Below are 15,545 nucleotides of genomic sequence, written 5' to 3'. Positions count from 1 at the left end.
CACTTGTCCTCTCACGCTGGATCACCAGTAGCTTGTAACGGTGTCACCGGGCCGCAGCTCCATGAAGTGCTCGCGACCGTCAGCACCCTTCACTTCGGTTTCGATCACCTGTGCGCGGGCGGCATTGCGTGAAACGTCGGTTACTTCCACCCAGGCAAAATACACTGAACTGCCTGGCTTGCCTTCGACCGGTCGACCGATGATCAGCCGGTCACCGACTTGAATGGGGCGATCCGGATGATTGTGTCGGACATCGATCGTCACCGTCCAATTGTCGTTCACTTCGTCGATAAACCCGATGGCGGCCACGTTGGGATAGGAACCCGCGCCGCTGTAAGGCCGGGGGACCTCCCTGGTCGTATATCTTGACACGTCAAATCGGGTTGGCTTCAGAGAGACACCCTCAACGTGCGGAACCCCGTCCGTCCTCTTGAGGGAACCGACATCGATTGCTCCTTTTTGATCGCTGGGGCGTTCTAGCTTGATGACAGCTTGTGCCTGGTTGTTTTCAAACACGGATGGAGGAGGCCCCGGCGGCTGCTCGTGATTCAAGCAGATCTCAATGCGATCCGCATTGCCTCGAATGATCCCATGACGAACGTGGACACCAATGTCGGGGGCAACTTCGCGGATCGCAAGTCGGGCCGCCGGGCGTCCGTCGTCAATCGCCAGTAGAAAACGCTGCGTTTCTCCCTCGGCATCCATCCAATGCAACACGTCGCCAACGACCTGAATCTTAAAACGGTCTTCGCCCGTCGAATCAGCGGTAAAACGGCCTTCCCAGTTTCCTTGCAACGCGGACAACAAGCGTTTTGCTTCCGGCAATTCTGCTTCTGCTCTCGGCTCCAAGCCAGGCGAACTCGTTCGCGGAGTCCCGCGTTCGGCGGCGGAACCATCCGACCGAAGATCCAGCCCGGGCGCGTTCGGCGAAGCCGACTTCCTCCGAGTGGCCGCATAGACTTGACGCCCCACTTTGAATGGGTCTTTGGGGTCATTGATCCGCAGCCTTGCCCAGGAACGATCGGTACCGATTGCCACGATCTCCGCTTCGCCCCCGCCTTCGGGCCACGTATGGATTCGTTGCCCCAACTCTAGTCCATCGTCTCTTCCAATAGAAAGCTCAACGGTTTCAGCTCTCACTCCCACAATGGTGCCGACGCAACGCACGTTCTTATTTAGATCGCCAGCTGCGTCGATCGCCGATGGCTGGTTATGCTCGTTATCCAAGTAGAGCATCATGCGGGCTCGATGAGTCATCAACGCATCGTCGACATCAATCACCGCGTTGGTCGCCAGTGACCGAAGACGCAGATCGATTCTGTCGCCAGGATAACATCCCAGCCGCCAGAGAACTTCGACGAGATCTTCGCTCAAACGCTTCCTCCATTTGTCGCGAAACATTTCACGAGTCTTGTCGACTAGTTCCTCGATCGAAAAATGCTCGACGCCTAGCAATTCAAACCGTTCACCATTGAACGTCACGATCACATGATCTTGATCAAATTCCATCCTTGTGAAGGGTGTGATCTTTGGTGGCATGTCGGCCAGAGCGACGCCGGGACCCTTGCGCCCGATGGTCACCGCCGAGGTGTCTCGAGATTCGATACGCACCAACCATTTGCCGCCGGCGTCGATGGAGACCTTGTCACCTTGCAATCGGATCGTTGAATCGGCGGAATCGACCTCGAGAACATATTCGCCGGCACGCAATCTTGCAAAAGTCCCGTCCCGCGTGGCGGACAGGTTGTCGACCACTTTTCCGTCGCGACGAATCAAGATGGGAATCGGGTTCTCGGAGTTGGTTTCGATTCGCAGGGTGCCTTTGCTGGTTTCAAGCAGAATGACCGTGGCGGCGATGGCAACGAAGGCGAATGCCGCCAAGCTGCCGATCCAACGCCGGGGCGGCGGCGACTTTCCTGCGCTGGCTGCCGCGGTTTCGATGGCTGGTGTGCGGAGAACCGGTCGATTCGCCTGGGGGTTGAGCAAATGGGCGTGCCAGTCGCGGAGCAGCTGCGCGACTTCGGCGGCCGTTTGGTAGCGTTCGTCGGGCGATTTGTTCAGCAGCACGAAGATGATCTGCTCCAGCCAACTCGGAACCTCCGCATTGATACACCGAAGCGAGCGAGGCTGGTCGCTTCCGATTCGGTTCAGCACTCCCATCGTCGTTTCGGCCCGAAATGGACTTCGGCCGGTGAGCATGAAGTACATCACGCTGCCCAGTGAAAACAAATCGCTGCGATGATCAATCGAATCGCCGTGAGCTTGTTCCGGGGACATGTATTGCGGCGTCCCGGCGATCACCCCCGATCGAGTCATGCTCGCGTCGTCGACGGCGCGAGCCAAACCAAAGTCGGTGATCTGGACTCGTTCCACCCCGTTTTCCAGCAAAATGTTGGCGGGTTTGATGTCACGATGAACCAAACCTTGACCGTGAGCGGCGGCGAGTCCTTCGGCGACTTGCGACGCTATGCGGACGGTTTCGATCACTGTCATCACCCCGTCCGTTTCGACACGCTGCTGCAGGCTCTTTCCTTCTACCACGGGCATCACCAAATACGGCAGCCCGTTGTGCTCGTCGACCGTTTGGATCGGGACGACATGCGGGTGGACAACCGCGGCGGCACTGCGAGCCTCACGCGAAAACCGTTTGCGAGCCGCCGCGGAACCGGCCAATTCGGGTGACAAGACCTTCACCGCGCAGTGACGCTGCAATGCCGTATCGTACGCCCGCATGACGATCCCCATCCCCCCACGCCCAAGGAACTCAAGGACCTCGAACCGCGAAAACCTCCCCAGGGAATCGTGTTGTTCCGTTGGATCAAGAAACGATGGACGCTGGGCGTCGGCCGAAGGAACGTCAGCGCGTGAACCACCCACCTCTGCAGCGAGCAGGCGAGTCGCTTCGTCCCAGTCGAAGTCGGCCTGCGCGATCGATTCCAGCTGGGCTTGGCATTCGCAACAGGTTTCGACGTGTTCTGCAAGTTCGCTGGAAGCTGAATCGCTCTCGGATTCCAGAAAGTCCTGCAATTGACGGCGGTCATAATGAATTCTCGCGATCATCTCGCCTCACCTCGGTTTTCAATTTCGCCATCACCCGGCAGCGAGCCACGCGGACGCTGCCTTCGCTGCGTCCGAGTTGTTGTGCCACCTCCGCGATGGATTGCTGCTTGATGGCTGTTAACCAGAACGACTGCCACGTCCCTTCGGAGAATTGATCGCGGATCCGGTCACACGCCAGTCGCAACTGCTCCCGCTTGACTTCAGCGTCCCACAACGTCGCCGTTGCAACGTCCGCTGCAATCTCACTCAGTTTCTGTCGCACGGCCGAATCGCCTGACCCAACATCGACGGCCGGTCGCCGCAGGCGGTCAATCGCCGTGTCGCGTGCCAGCTTTCGCAACCAACCACGAAACGAACCACAGGAGTCCGGATCAAAGTCGGCAACTTTGCGAGCCACAATCGAAAAGACTTCCTGCGTCACGTCTTCCGCATCGGCATGCTGCAACCGGCGAGCCCGCGCGACGCGGTAAATCACATCGTGGTAGAGACGCACGAACTCCGCCCAAGCTTGCTCGCAAGCCGGATCGGCCAATCGGCCAATGAGCGTCGGACGTGTTTCTGGACCGTGCAACCAGTCATCTCCTCAAAAGCAACCCGAGTGGAGAAGCCAATTGTTACACAAAAAACTCACGAACTCTCGGATTCGTCGGTTTTGCACCCATTCGCGATGGCCGTTCCGGCGATCGCTGGCCGCTGTCCAAACGGCGACCGGCACAGTGGGCCCGACGGAAATCGTCCTCTTTCCTTGGGCGGGACAGGGGATCCGAGATCGTTTGGTCGCGGTGCTCTCGAAAGACAGATCAAACGGTCTGCAAAAGGACGGCCCCGAAGGGAGAGATGGTCACCGCAGCCATGCTGTATTGGGACCTGACCGGGGTAGGGGTCGCCCGAAGCCAAGAAAGGCATTGCGAGGTTGGAATCTGATCTTTGTCGACTGGTCGATCAACTGCTTGCATTTGTGGGTCCGTTCCGCAGAGGTCCATCTAGCGGTCAATGTTAGGCGTTCTCTGGTTCACCCTCCCGCGCGCGGGAGGGTCGCGGAGGAGCTTGCGACGACGCGGGGAGGGTTATTACGGGTCCATGCGTTGTTGACATTCGCTTCCGGTTCTGCCCTCCCCGGAGTCTCGTACCTCGCCTCCGACCCTCCCGCAAAGAGGTCGTGCAGCTTTGCTTCACCCTCCCTCCGGGAGGGTCGCGGAGGAGCTTGCGACGACGCGGGGAGGGCTCGTCCGGGGTCGTTGTATTTCAGCGGATTCTTGAAGACACCCTCCCCAAAGGCTCGTGCCTCGCCTTTGACCCTCCCGGAGGGAGGGTGAATTTCAGAAAAGCACGTCTCTTACCGGCTCGGAAAGCTGCACGACCTCCAAACGGGAGGGTGAAGTGCCGGAACACGTCGTCGCTGGTCACAAATTCTGGCTCGATGAGCCAATAGCGCAACGAGCGGCGAGACGCGTGCCGCCGGTGGCTGCGAAAAGACCCGCGGCTCATGCAAGGTGGTGCCGTCCAGCTAGTTGACGTCGATGAGTTCAACGACGAAGTGAAGGTGCGAATGAGGCGGGATGGAGCCGGGAGAACCTTGTTCGCCGTAACCGAGCTTTGAAGGAACCCACAGTTCGATCATTCCGCCCTCACCAACAAGCTGCATCCCTTCCGTCCAACCGGCGATGACATTGTCGAGGGGAAAAGTGGTCGGTTCACCTCGCTCGTAAGAGCTGTCGAAGACATTTCCACTATGGAGCCAGCCACGGTAGTTGACCGTCACCGTCTTGTCGGCCGTGGGCTTCTGCCCGCCCGAATCTCTCAGAACCCGATACCTCAGCCCGGAGTCGGTCGCGACGAATTCAGGCACCTCACCGGCGTCGACCGGTCCGGTTCCCTCCTGAAACTCAGTCCGGTGGAAAAAAGTCGTGGTTTCCCAGGGCGCTGCCGGTGCATCGGATGCTGAAACATCCGCTGGTGCGATGCTTGAAGCGATGTCCGAGTTGCGTTTCGCAGTCGAACGACACCCCAACACAATCAACGCGCAAACCAATAAACACCACGACAATCGATTCTTCATCGCCCTACCTGCTCCAGCCTAGCGTCCTGCCACGATCCCCACGCGGGTCGGAGAAAATCTTTCCTCGACGGTTTCAAGGGAGCCTAGCGAATCACGGCGTCGACCGAAAGCCATTCTTGGTGGAGCGGGATGTCGTCAGTGGAAACGCCCGAAGCAGGCGCGGATCACGGCCGGATGACTTCGACTTGCCTGCAATCCGTTGGTAACAAGGCCGCCAAATGTGCGTGGGAAAGTGGATGGCGAAGCCTGGTTGGGTTACCCTGGGTCCACGCCGACTATTCAAATCGCTCTCAGCTCCTCCGTTGCCTGCGATTGGTCAACCGCTACGAGGGCACCTTGTCATAGGCCCCCGGCGGCCAAGCTGTCACGACGCGGTTTGGTCTGATGCGTTTGCCAAAGCCGCAGGCCATCACGCTTTTGGATCCGATCGGAATGAATCCCTATCGCCATCTGTTGGGAATCGAGACATCCCCGCAACCAAATCTGTTTGAGCTGCTCGGTCTTCCAGAGTCCGAAACTGATCCTCAAGCGATTAAGGAGGCTGCCAATGCGCAGATGCGAAAACTGCGTCAGCACAAAAGCGGTCAGCGAGGCGGTCCGGACCACGAGGCGTGCAGACAGCTCGCTGCCGAAATCAAGCGTGCCTATCAGGAGTTGGCAAGTCCTCCGCATCGACAGGACTATCTGTCAAAACTGTCTGCCGCGCGCCAATCATCCTCGCACGCAGCCCCGACCGCGCAATGCATGCCTGTCCCGTCGGCCGACACGGCCCCTGACGCACGGTCGTCTAGAAAGGCCGAGCTGTTCGTAGCGGCGGGCCTGCTTGTCCTCGTTGGTCTCGGTGGCGCGGCGTACTTTCTCATGGGCGGTGCAGAGCCAGCCGTCGTCGCAAACAACACCGCAAGCTCTCCGCAACCCGCGATACCGGAGCCCGGTCCCGCAGATACCGAAGCTGCCTTGAAAACGGATCCCGCCTCGCCGGCGGCTGGCGAGACAGTTGACCCGGCGATTAACGCTAGGACGGATCCCGCTTTGCGAACCGATCCAGCACCTGAATCGATCCGTAGGCGAAATGTGCCTCAGCCATCAGCCATTGAAGCTGACAACACTGCAACAAGCGAATCGTCGGCTGGCGGTGGAACGGTGGAACAAACGGAAGTCATTTCGTCGCCGCGGGTCACGATGCCGACTCAAGTCAATGCTTCGCAATCAAGCGAACCACCGAGTGCTGACACCGCTGCTCACTCTTACGAATCGCAATCTTTCGGTGAAAACCCACACGTCGTCGATAAGCAGCTTGCGTCCGAAGCAGAGGCCATCCTCCGCCGGAATTGTTATCGATGTCACGGAGAGAACGAGTCCGACGAGGGTGGATTCGGTTTTGTTACCTCGCGTAAAAAGCTGATCTCGTCCGGTTTCGTTGTCCCGGGCAGTTCCAAGGATTCCCTGTTGTTCGAGCGAATGGTCTCGGTGGATTCACCGATGCCTCCCGATGGAGAATCGCCACGTCCAACCGATGAGGACGTTGAGACCATTCGCAGTTGGATTCACTCCGGTTCCAAACCGTTCAAGGAATCGGTGCCGCAGCAATTCGTCACCCCGGATGCGTTTTATGAAGTCTTGGCTGGGGACTTGAACACCGTTCCAGCCAAAGAACGCGTCTATGTTCGTTACTTTTCGATAACGCATTTGGCGAACGCCGGCTATTCCGAGGATGAGCTCGAAATCTACCGCACCGCGCTCGCCAAGTTGCTCAACAGTCTGTCTTGGAATCGGCAGCTCGCGAATTTGCGGGTCGTCAACAACCTGGAAACGGTGTATCGGATCGACCTGCGCGATCTGAAGTGGACGGACAAGAGTTGGAAATCGATCCTGGCGGGCTACCCCTACGGATTGTTGCACCCGAGCGAGGCCGCTGTCACAGTCCGCGATCAAACTCATTCCCTGATTCCCGTGGTGCGAGCGGATTGGTTCACGTCGGCCGCCTCGCGTCCGCCGCTCTATCACGATTTGGCGCAGATCCCGGCGACCGATCGCCAGTTGGAGCAACTACTTCAAGTAGACGTTCAGCGCAATTTAGAAGAAACGCGTGTGGTTCGCGCCGGTTTCACTCGATCCGGTGTCTCGCAGCACAATCGCTTGATCGAGCGTCACGAGTCGATATTTGGAGCCTACTGGAAAAGCTATGACTTCGCCGGGTCGTCCGGCCGCAAAAACTTGTTTGACTTGCCGATGGGACCGGGTAAGACGGCAACCGACTTCGAACATGACGGAGGTGAGATTATCTTTCAACTTCCCAACGGGATGTTGGCTTACATGCTGGTGGACGCTGAGGGGAAACGCATCGACAAAGGCCCCACCAGCATCGTCAGTGACCCGCGTCAGCCGGACCGTGCAGTGGTAAACGGTGTCTCCTGCATGTCGTGCCACTACGGCGGATTCATTCAGAAGTCCGATGAAATCCGGCAACACGTGTTGGCCAATCGGGCAGTCTATCCGAGAGCGGATGACATTCTTGCTCTCTACCCCGATTCGGAAACCGTATCGGCTGCGATCGCCAAGGACACGAAGGCCTACCTGACAGCCTTGGCAGCCAGCGAGATTGGTATCGACCAGCCAACGCAGGCGGGCGAACCCATTGTCCTGGCATCCTTGCGATACAACAACGAGCTGGATCTGCCGTTGGCGTCGGCTGAACTTGGTATGACGCCGGAGTCAATGTTGGAAGAACTCACGAAACTTTCCGATTCCAATCTAAGTCGTCGCGTCGGCTCGCTGCTCCGCAAAGGAGGTGTTGTAAAGCGAGAAACATTCGTCGACTCGTTTTTCCAATTGACGAATGCACTGAATCTTGGGCGCCGCGCGACGGTGGCGGTGCCCAATGCAATTGCCGACGTGCCGCCGCAAGCTACCGCGCAGCCCCCCGCTCCCGCGATTAAGCGGATGAACATCTCCTCGTTGCCGATGGGGACCCAACCCGGCGTGGCAGAACAAGCGTTGGCAACAGCGAGGCAACTTTCTACTTCAACCAAGTGGCGCGACGCGGCTCCCCACTTTGAAATTGCCATCCGAGCTGCGACGACAGCAACGATCCGACTGAAAGTCTGTGAGGAAGCCGTTGAGTTCTACCAGCGAATGGAAGCGGTGGAAGCGGTGCTGGACGTGTACTGTTACATCATCAACAGCTGCCGCACGCCGCGGGAAGTGAATCGAACACGCGAACAGATGTTTGCCACGTTGCAAGCGATGACCGGGAAAGATCCTTCTTGGAGTCGCTCTACCGAACCGTTTCAATGGCCACTGTCAACCACGCGGGCGATCGCTAACACGTTCGAACCCCAGCTCGCCAAATTCCCCAATCACGAGCCTACCCTGCTCGTGTTGGATCATTTCTATTCGAACATCCAGCAGGACGACACAAAGCATCGGGTTGTGCTGGAACGACTCGACAAAATTCTCCGTGCGCGTGGCGAACGGATGAAAATTGAGCGCTGCGTCACGCTTGCCAACCTCATGGTGGAAGCGGGTAACGGACTGGAAGCCGCTCGGTTGACTGAAAGAGAGATCCCCTCCGCGTTCGGAACACAAAAAGCGAACCTGTATCTGCTGCAAGCATCGGCTTTCGTGGAATCCGGCAACAAGTCGAAAGCCATGACGTCGCTCGAGCAGGCCTTTCAAGCGTGGCGAGCTGCACGATCCCACGCGATCGCCAACGCCTACGTCGAGATGGGGGATCTCTACATGCGGCTTGATGAACGCGACTTGGCGGCCGAGCGATACCGATCCGCGCTCATCGCGCAAGCCCCCGACTACTCGGTCGAACAGTTGCAGGCGAAGCTTGCCCGAGCGGTCGGCCAGCAACCAACGCTTGCCGCCATGCCCGACGGCCAAGCAGGCTCCGGTGCGGATGCACCCTCCGACGAATCGTTGCTCGATCCCAAACGCCGATTCGCCATCGCTGCCGCTCAGGCCGAATCAAACGCAAGTACCCATCCAACCTTGATCGTGAATTCGATGATGGAAGCCGCAGACCTATGGATCAAAGCGGGAGACAACGCCCGGGCGATCAAAGCGGTCAAGAAGGCTTCGGCTGCCAACAAGCGTGCTGGCACATCAGCTCGCTCCAATCACGACAAGCTCGCCAAGTTGTTTGTCCGTGCGGGCGATCACCAAGCGGCTTTGAATCAATGGATTGTCGCGCTCAAGAGTGAAAAGCTTGCTTCGTCGATCTCAGGCTACCAGGTTCAGATCGAAGCGCTGATGCAGGAGGATGCTTCGCTGACCCTTGACGATCAAACGAAACCCCTACTCGATCCCAAGTATGCTCCGCGAGTCCAGGCCCAACAGATCGAAGCGAGCCGATCCTACGATGCTTCCGGGCGCGCGGCGAATCTGTTGCGGGCAGCGGGCTACTGGCACGAAGCAGGCGAGAAAGAAGAATCGTTGCGTTGCATGGCCGCTGCTGAGAAGGCCATCGACACCATCGCCAGCGGCGCAAACAGTTCACGCTCGGAGACGCCCTACACGCAGTTGGCAGACGCGTACGCTGAGCATGAGATGCCAGCCGATGAAGTCCGCTGCCTGGTCGCTGCGGTCAAGCATTGCCGCAGCGATAGCAGCGCGCAACGGTATTTTGAGAGGATCAAGCTGCTGTGCCAAACCCATTCGCTGCCCGTTCCAAAATTTGATGCTGAAGTCGCCAAAAAGCTTGACCCACTGAACCGATATCGCGTGCAGGCAGCCGACTATCACGAGCAGGCGAAGCAGACGCCCGCGTCCGCGGGAACGTACTACCGCATGGCTGTTGAGGCGTGGGTACGTGCTGAAGAATACGAGAATGGCTTGTTGGTCGCCAACGAGTGGGCAACGCTACTGTTAAAAGACAAAGAAGACCGACAATACGAATCCAACCTCGGTCGACTGGCTGACTTGTACGTCAAACTGAAGCGAAATGATCTGGCGAAGAAAAGCTACGAAGAACAGCTGAAGGCGACGACGAGCGACTCCCGCAAGCGATCCGTACAACGCAAGATCGATCGACTTAGCGAGTCGGAATAGCGGCGCGAATTTTGGCGGCCTGCGCCTCGGCAGCACGAGCCTTTGCGGCATCGATGATTTCTTGATTGGCCGCTCCCAGCAGGTCGATCGTCACGGTAGCCTTCGTTTTTTCTTCCGGAATCCAGTAGCCCTCTCCTGCTTCGGTCGGCTGCGTCACGCCATCGGTCAATGCGTCACGATCGTCCAGGTGTGTTGGCAGTGTTTCAATGCTGCTGACTTCGCAGGGCCGTCCCAGCGCGAGGTTCTCCGTGCCGGCATACACTTCGACCTCGGCGAGCCCGCTGCCGCTGCCCGCCCAACGCGTGGTTTCGATTCGAACCTTGTCAAATAAAACATTGGGGAGGCGAAAGGCGCTGTTGTCGCCGCGGCGATTGAGTCTGGCAAGTTGGTTCGTCCAAACCACGCGGCCTTGCTGCAGGAGTTCGATTTTGACCGCGACCGTGGATCGATCGTGCAGCTTGGCTCTGGCGGGAAGATTCCAAACCACGATCCCCAGCTTGCCAGCGTTTCTCTTCAAGCGAAGCGTCAGATTCGACTGTGCGACCGAGCGTTGGTAAGTCGCCTCGGAGTCACCCAGCGTTGCGGCACGCTTTTTCATCGCCTCTGCCACCGCGCGTTCGTACGTTTCGGTGGCTTCTCTGCGAGCGTCGGCAACCTGGGTCTTGGCCGCATTGACGTAATTCTCGCGGACTCGCTGTGAGACGTCGTTAATCCGTTCTTGATCGGCCGTGACTTCTTTTTGTCCATAAGTACCACCCGCCGCGATGATCTTTTCCGCACTGGCGATAGCCTTGTCGTACGCGCGAAGCACCAGCTTATCCGGATCCAGTTTGGTCGGGTTATCGCCCTTGTTGATCGTCTCCGTGATCCTGAGATGAGCTTGCCTGCTGCGCTTGAGCGATTCGAGGAAATGATTCGCAGTTGTCGATTCTTGCTTGGCAGGTTCTTGCCAGGCGGAGCACCGGGAGATCGCGGTCACCAACACTAGCACAAACACAGAGATTCGTTTTGCGTTCATCAACAGCGCGAGTTTCCAGATGGGAGGATCCACTACGGGTGGCTACAAGTGTAACAGGTTTGCGGCATCGCTCTTAAGGGACGCATCTGGACGAACCTCACTGAGCGACAAGATTGTCTGCCAGCTCGTTGAGGTAGTACTCAAGGTGAGAGTATCCCATGTGACGATCGTTTTTCGATTCACCCGCCGCCACCACCGTCGTCGCGTCGGCGGGATTGTTGAAATCCAGGTTGTGCGCCTTCTCCCAGACATCCGGCAGCCCGTCGTCGTCGGTGTCTTTGGGTGCTTGGTTTTGCGCCAGGCCCTCAAGGAACCATTCGTCGGTTGGCTCGAGCGGAGCATTGCGACCCCAAGCACCTGTTTTGGTTTTGACTTCCTGGACGGTGCGTTTCGTGACCCGGTCGCGAGGCCAGCAGCCCGCCCTGGCGAGAGTCAGCGCGAACGCCGTCTCCGCATCGACCAACTCGATGGGCGGTGTCTTGGCTGGGGCGTCTAACTCACGCCCATTGTTGTTGAATTGCACCCACTTTGGTGCGCGGTCCGGTCCGCCCCACTTCCAATGCCGAGGATGGCCCTGATCACCCCAGTCCTCGAAGTAGTTGTCGCGTACGTAATAGCTCATGTGCGGCGAAAGGGCGAAGGGGTACATTCGATCCTGCGTCTGCGGCCCGCGTCGGTAGTAATTCTGATACAAGTTGACGGGGCTCTTGGCCGCTGCACCGTGACCGTCATCGGCGTAGCCGCCACGGCAGTTGTAAATCAAATTGTTGCAAAAATCGTTTGCCGCATGTTCGCGGTACGGTGCCATGCAGGGGACGCGTCGTGCATGATGCGCCCAAAGGTTGTGGTGCACCGAGACGGCACCACTGTCTTTTGCAGCGGAGATCAGTCCAAAGTTATGTGCACCTTTGCTGTGCCCCTGATCGTCAGATTCCTCGATGGTGCAAAATTGAACCGTCACGTCATGCGCGTGGTACAGATCGATGACTTCGTCGTTGCCCCAGCTCAAGGACAGGTGGTCAAGGATCATGTTGTAGGTACCCGAACCCTTGGGGCCGAGACCACCGAGTTGAATGCAGTCGCCTCCGGAGCCAATGTCACGACGAGGACGAATGCGAAGATGCCGAATGATGATGTCGTGCACACCATGGTCATAACTTGAGACGACACCCTCGACCGTGATGCCCGCCCCCGGAGCCGTTTGCCCGGCAATGGTGAGGTAGGGATTGGTAATTCGAATGTTGCCGCGAATGACGCCACTCACCTCGAAAACGACGATTCGTGGTCCATCCGCGGCACAGGCTTCCGCGAGGCTCCCCGGGCCCGACGCGTCAAGATTGGTTACCTTGATCACCTTACCGCCTCGCCCGCCTTTGCTGGCCGCCCCCCAACCCTCAGCGCCAGGAAAAGCCTTCAATTCAGCGGCCTGTGCCATGGTCGAGCCGCTTGCGATCGCGACCAGCCAAGCAGCAGCGGTGATCCGATTGAATCCCAAAACGTTCATTCAGGCTACCTTTGCGTCAGTTGATTCCATCACTCCTGGCCAACACGCCCATTCCAAGATAGTGAACGAAGTACTGACTTGCTCGATGTTCTCGTTCAAACTGGTCGATCTCACAACGGATGTGTTCGCTGCCAAGAGTTTTTGTTCAGTCCCCGTTCGTCGCATTCGGAAACTCACCAGTCTGCATCGGCCGGGACGATTCTGTCGTAGCGCCACCAGACCGTGTTCGCATCCGGCCGATTGACGAGCAGGCTCTCGTCGTTGCCACAAGTGTTTGCCGAAAAAAGACTTGCAGGCTAGCCTGGAAACAAGTTCGCTCCGCGGGCGCGTGCCCGTCCAGGGTGTCGCCTGGCATCGACTCGATTGAGTCGATGCGACAATCGAAACGACGAACCGAAATGCCCGTTCACCACGGCAAGGCCTTGCGATTCGTTGATGGCGAGAAGAGGGTGATGCTGCGGGGTGCCGGTTGATGCGGTCCACGTCGCTCAAGTTTGAGTCTTTCGACTCATTGACATTCCGGATCACCGATTTGCAGAATAGTCGTTCCTGGGCCGTCATCTGGACTGCGAAGGAAATCATCCAGGCGTTTCAAGCAACCGGGTGGTGACGGATTTGCCCATCTAGAAAATGGCGTTCAGACAGGTTGTGAGAAAACGTCAAATGGACGCGTTGGATATCTTTGCCCTGATTGTCTTGCTCGTTCTGGCCGCCACGATCGCCGGTGGAGCGTTGCTGCTGGGCTATCTGCCGGGACGCATTGCCCGGAAACGCTCGCACCCGCAGGCGGATGCGGTTGCCGCTTGTGGTTGGATTGGCCTGCTGACGGGTGGCCTTTTGCTGCCGGTCGCCTACGTGTGGGCCTTCTTAGAGGTACCGGCGGATTCCCAAAAACGCATGGAGAGCGACACGTGATTGTCTTCCTCACCCTGCTTTACGTTGCCGCGCTGATGCTTGTGTGGAAATTGGGCATCATCCGCATGAACCTGGCCTGGAAGCTGTCACCCATTGTCTGGTTCTTGGTGTTGCTGGTCGGATTGTTCATTCCCATGCAGTGGGGCGCACCTGCCGGCCCGGTCGCCGTGTTCCGATTCGTGGACGAAATCGTTCCCGCGGTGTCCGGCCAGGTGACCGAAGTGCCTGTCAAGCCGCTCACCAAATTGAAACGGGGAGACGTGCTGTTCCAAATCGATCCAGCGCCGTTCCAGTACGAAGTCAGACGTTTGGAAGCAGCATTGATCGATGCAAAACAGCAACCCGAGCTACTTGCAAGTGATGTGTCAATCGCCGAGGCCGCACTGGCGACCGCCGCCGCCGAGCGTGAGCGAGCCAGCGGCGAGTTCCAACGGAGTGAGAAACTCTTGCCCAGCAACGCCGTTTCGCAACAGGAATACGACGACGACAAACGCACGGCGGAGGTGGCTGATCGTGCGTACGACGAAGCGGAGGCACGATTGCAACAAGCCAAACTGAAACTCGATGCCTCGACCAGCAGTGGAGTGAACACGGCGGTCGCCCAAGCCGAAGAGCAATTAGCCGAGGCGAAGTACAACCTGGAACAAACCACCGTGCGCGCTCCCGCCGATGGCATCGTGCAACAACTCGCACTGCGGCCAGGCACACGCGTTGCGGCGATCCCCCTGAGCAGCAAACTCGTCTTTATCGAAAGCGACCGGCAAAGGATTTCGATGGCGGTCAACCAGAATCAGTTGCGCTACGTGAAAGTCGGTCAACCAGCAGAAATCGTGCTCAAGTACCTGCCGGGAACAACGCTGCAGGCCAAGGTTCTGGGGATCGCCGACGTCACGTCCGGTGGCCAGGTAAGAAGTTCGGGTGTGATCGAAGATGTCTCGCCGAAGCAAGAATATCCTGAGCCCCTTCAGGTGGTGCTGGAAATCACCGATGACCGTGTGTCCGTCGAAGAGATTCCCGGAGGCGCCGTGGGGACCGCTGCGATCTATACCCAAAAATCGCAATTCACCCACCTGATTCGCCGCGTGATGATGCGCATGCAGACCTGGCTGAACTACATCCTTTGACCAAGCCTGGGCATCTCTCCGGAGCAAAATTGCCAATCGGCCAGCCTGCTCCCAACCGAGATTCGAATCAACGCAACCGATTCGTCCGATCAAAGCTTCGCGGCAGGCGTGCTTGGCGAAGCGGGCTCGAAGCGCCTGCACCTGGCTCACGAGTGTGCCATTGCGTGAACCGCGTGACATAGCCGCGGGTTCTATCGCAACTACCGGCGTCTACCGCCTTGTCGCTCATTGCACGGCAAATCACGGTGTTTTTGATTGTAGGTGGCGCTGTCGATCTACGCGACAGCGAAAAGTGTCGTCTTAGGGCTCGCTTTATGAATCACTGAGAGCGAGTCCAGTTACGGCGGACGGCGATCCTCGCATCTTCTTCACGCAATTTGAGCAGTTCCACTCTTGGACTTTCGATTCCGGCGATCTGCACCATGCGGGCAGATTCGAATGTGATTGTTCCGTTCGGCCGAGTGGTCTACTTCATGGCCTCTGGCAGACGACCGGTTGCTGTCGGACACAATTGAGAGGTTGGCCTAGCCCCAGCGGTGCGCGGGTGTGCCCACTGGTGGCCGCACCCGCCCACTGGCGCGCGTGCGATTTACCGGACTTACAAACCGAATGAAATACGACATCGTGATGATTGCGCACAACCCAATGCCAATGCTTGAAGGCGTGCGGAGCCTCCTGGAAGAGCAGTGCGATTCGGTTTTTATCGTGGCCGATGAAAGCGCGCTCCTGCGAACCGCCGGAAAGCTACGTCCCGATATGATCGGTCATCGATGTCTCGTTGCCAGTGATTGGCACAAAAAATGTGGT

General features: G+C 58.1%; 8 protein-coding genes. 3 read left to right on the top strand and 5 right to left on the bottom strand.

Annotated features, from left to right (window positions below; translation table 11 throughout):
* Positions 1 to 21: 21 nt before the first annotated feature.
* From FYK55_RS14330 to FYK55_RS30110, 3 genes are all read right to left on the bottom strand, one after another.
* A complete protein-coding gene (locus FYK55_RS14330; RefSeq protein ID WP_150077114.1) occupies positions 22 to 3,060 on the bottom strand; it encodes a serine/threonine-protein kinase in 3,039 nt (1,012 codons plus the stop codon).
* Positions 3,038 to 3,631 carry an RNA polymerase sigma factor gene (locus FYK55_RS14325; protein WP_150077113.1) on the bottom strand — a complete coding sequence of 198 codons (594 nt, stop codon included), beginning with the start codon at positions 3,629 to 3,631 and terminating at the stop codon, positions 3,038 to 3,040. Before FYK55_RS14325 ends, FYK55_RS14330 begins: the two co-directional genes overlap by 23 nt.
* 936 nt (positions 3,632 to 4,567) lie before the next feature.
* On the bottom strand, positions 4,568 to 5,119 hold the full coding sequence (locus FYK55_RS30110; RefSeq protein ID WP_150077112.1) for an FKBP-type peptidyl-prolyl cis-trans isomerase: 552 nt from the start codon (positions 5,117 to 5,119) through the stop codon (positions 4,568 to 4,570).
* Positions 5,120 to 6,262: 1,143 nt separating this feature from the next.
* Between FYK55_RS30110 and FYK55_RS14315 the strand changes: the two genes are divergently transcribed.
* Positions 6,263 to 10,177, top strand: a complete 3,915-nt coding sequence (locus FYK55_RS14315; RefSeq protein ID WP_235908690.1) for a c-type cytochrome domain-containing protein — start codon at positions 6,263 to 6,265, stop codon at positions 10,175 to 10,177.
* Here the strand turns inward: FYK55_RS14315 and FYK55_RS14310 are convergent.
* Positions 10,161 to 11,195 carry a hypothetical protein gene (locus tag FYK55_RS14310; RefSeq protein ID WP_150077110.1) on the bottom strand — a complete coding sequence of 345 codons (1,035 nt, stop codon included), beginning with the start codon at positions 11,193 to 11,195 and terminating at the stop codon, positions 10,161 to 10,163. The two genes, FYK55_RS14315 and FYK55_RS14310, sit on opposite strands and share 17 nt — an antisense overlap.
* A 97-nt stretch (positions 11,196 to 11,292) precedes the next feature.
* On the bottom strand, positions 11,293 to 12,699 hold the full coding sequence (locus tag FYK55_RS14305; RefSeq protein ID WP_150077109.1) for a pectate lyase family protein: 1,407 nt from the start codon (positions 12,697 to 12,699) through the stop codon (positions 11,293 to 11,295).
* Between the two features lie 663 nt (positions 12,700 to 13,362).
* Between FYK55_RS14305 and FYK55_RS14300 the strand changes: the two genes are divergently transcribed.
* Together FYK55_RS14300 and FYK55_RS14295 are read left to right on the top strand one after the other, a co-directional pair.
* Positions 13,363 to 13,614, top strand: a complete 252-nt coding sequence (locus FYK55_RS14300; RefSeq protein WP_150077210.1) for a DUF3302 domain-containing protein — start codon at positions 13,363 to 13,365, stop codon at positions 13,612 to 13,614.
* A complete protein-coding gene (locus tag FYK55_RS14295) occupies positions 13,611 to 14,738 on the top strand; it encodes an HlyD family secretion protein (protein ID WP_150077108.1) in 1,128 nt (375 codons plus the stop codon). Before FYK55_RS14300 ends, FYK55_RS14295 begins: the two co-directional genes overlap by 4 nt.
* The last annotated feature ends 807 nt before the right edge of the window (positions 14,739 to 15,545 follow it).

This window comes from Roseiconus nitratireducens, assembly GCF_008629675.1.
Classification (GTDB): domain Bacteria; phylum Planctomycetota; class Planctomycetia; order Pirellulales; family Pirellulaceae; genus Stieleria; species Stieleria nitratireducens.
Note: the sequence above shows the minus strand (reverse complement) of the source record. Positions and strands in the feature narration are given on the sequence as shown.

Bases quoted from the DNA above. Each gene is read 5' to 3' on its own strand.
- FYK55_RS14330 (WP_150077114.1), bottom strand. From the start codon at position 3,060: ATGATCGCGAGAATTCATTATGACCGCCGTCAATTGCAGGACTTTCTG.
- FYK55_RS30110 (WP_150077112.1), bottom strand. From the start codon at position 5,119: ATGAAGAATCGATTGTCGTGGTGTTTATTGGTTTGCGCGTTGATTGTG.
- FYK55_RS14310 (WP_150077110.1), bottom strand. From the start codon at position 11,195: ATGAACGCAAAACGAATCTCTGTGTTTGTGCTAGTGTTGGTGACCGCG.
- FYK55_RS14305 (WP_150077109.1), bottom strand. From the start codon at position 12,699: ATGAACGTTTTGGGATTCAATCGGATCACCGCTGCTGCTTGGCTGGTC.
- FYK55_RS14300 (WP_150077210.1), top strand. From the start codon at position 13,363: ATGGACGCGTTGGATATCTTTGCCCTGATTGTCTTGCTCGTTCTGGCC.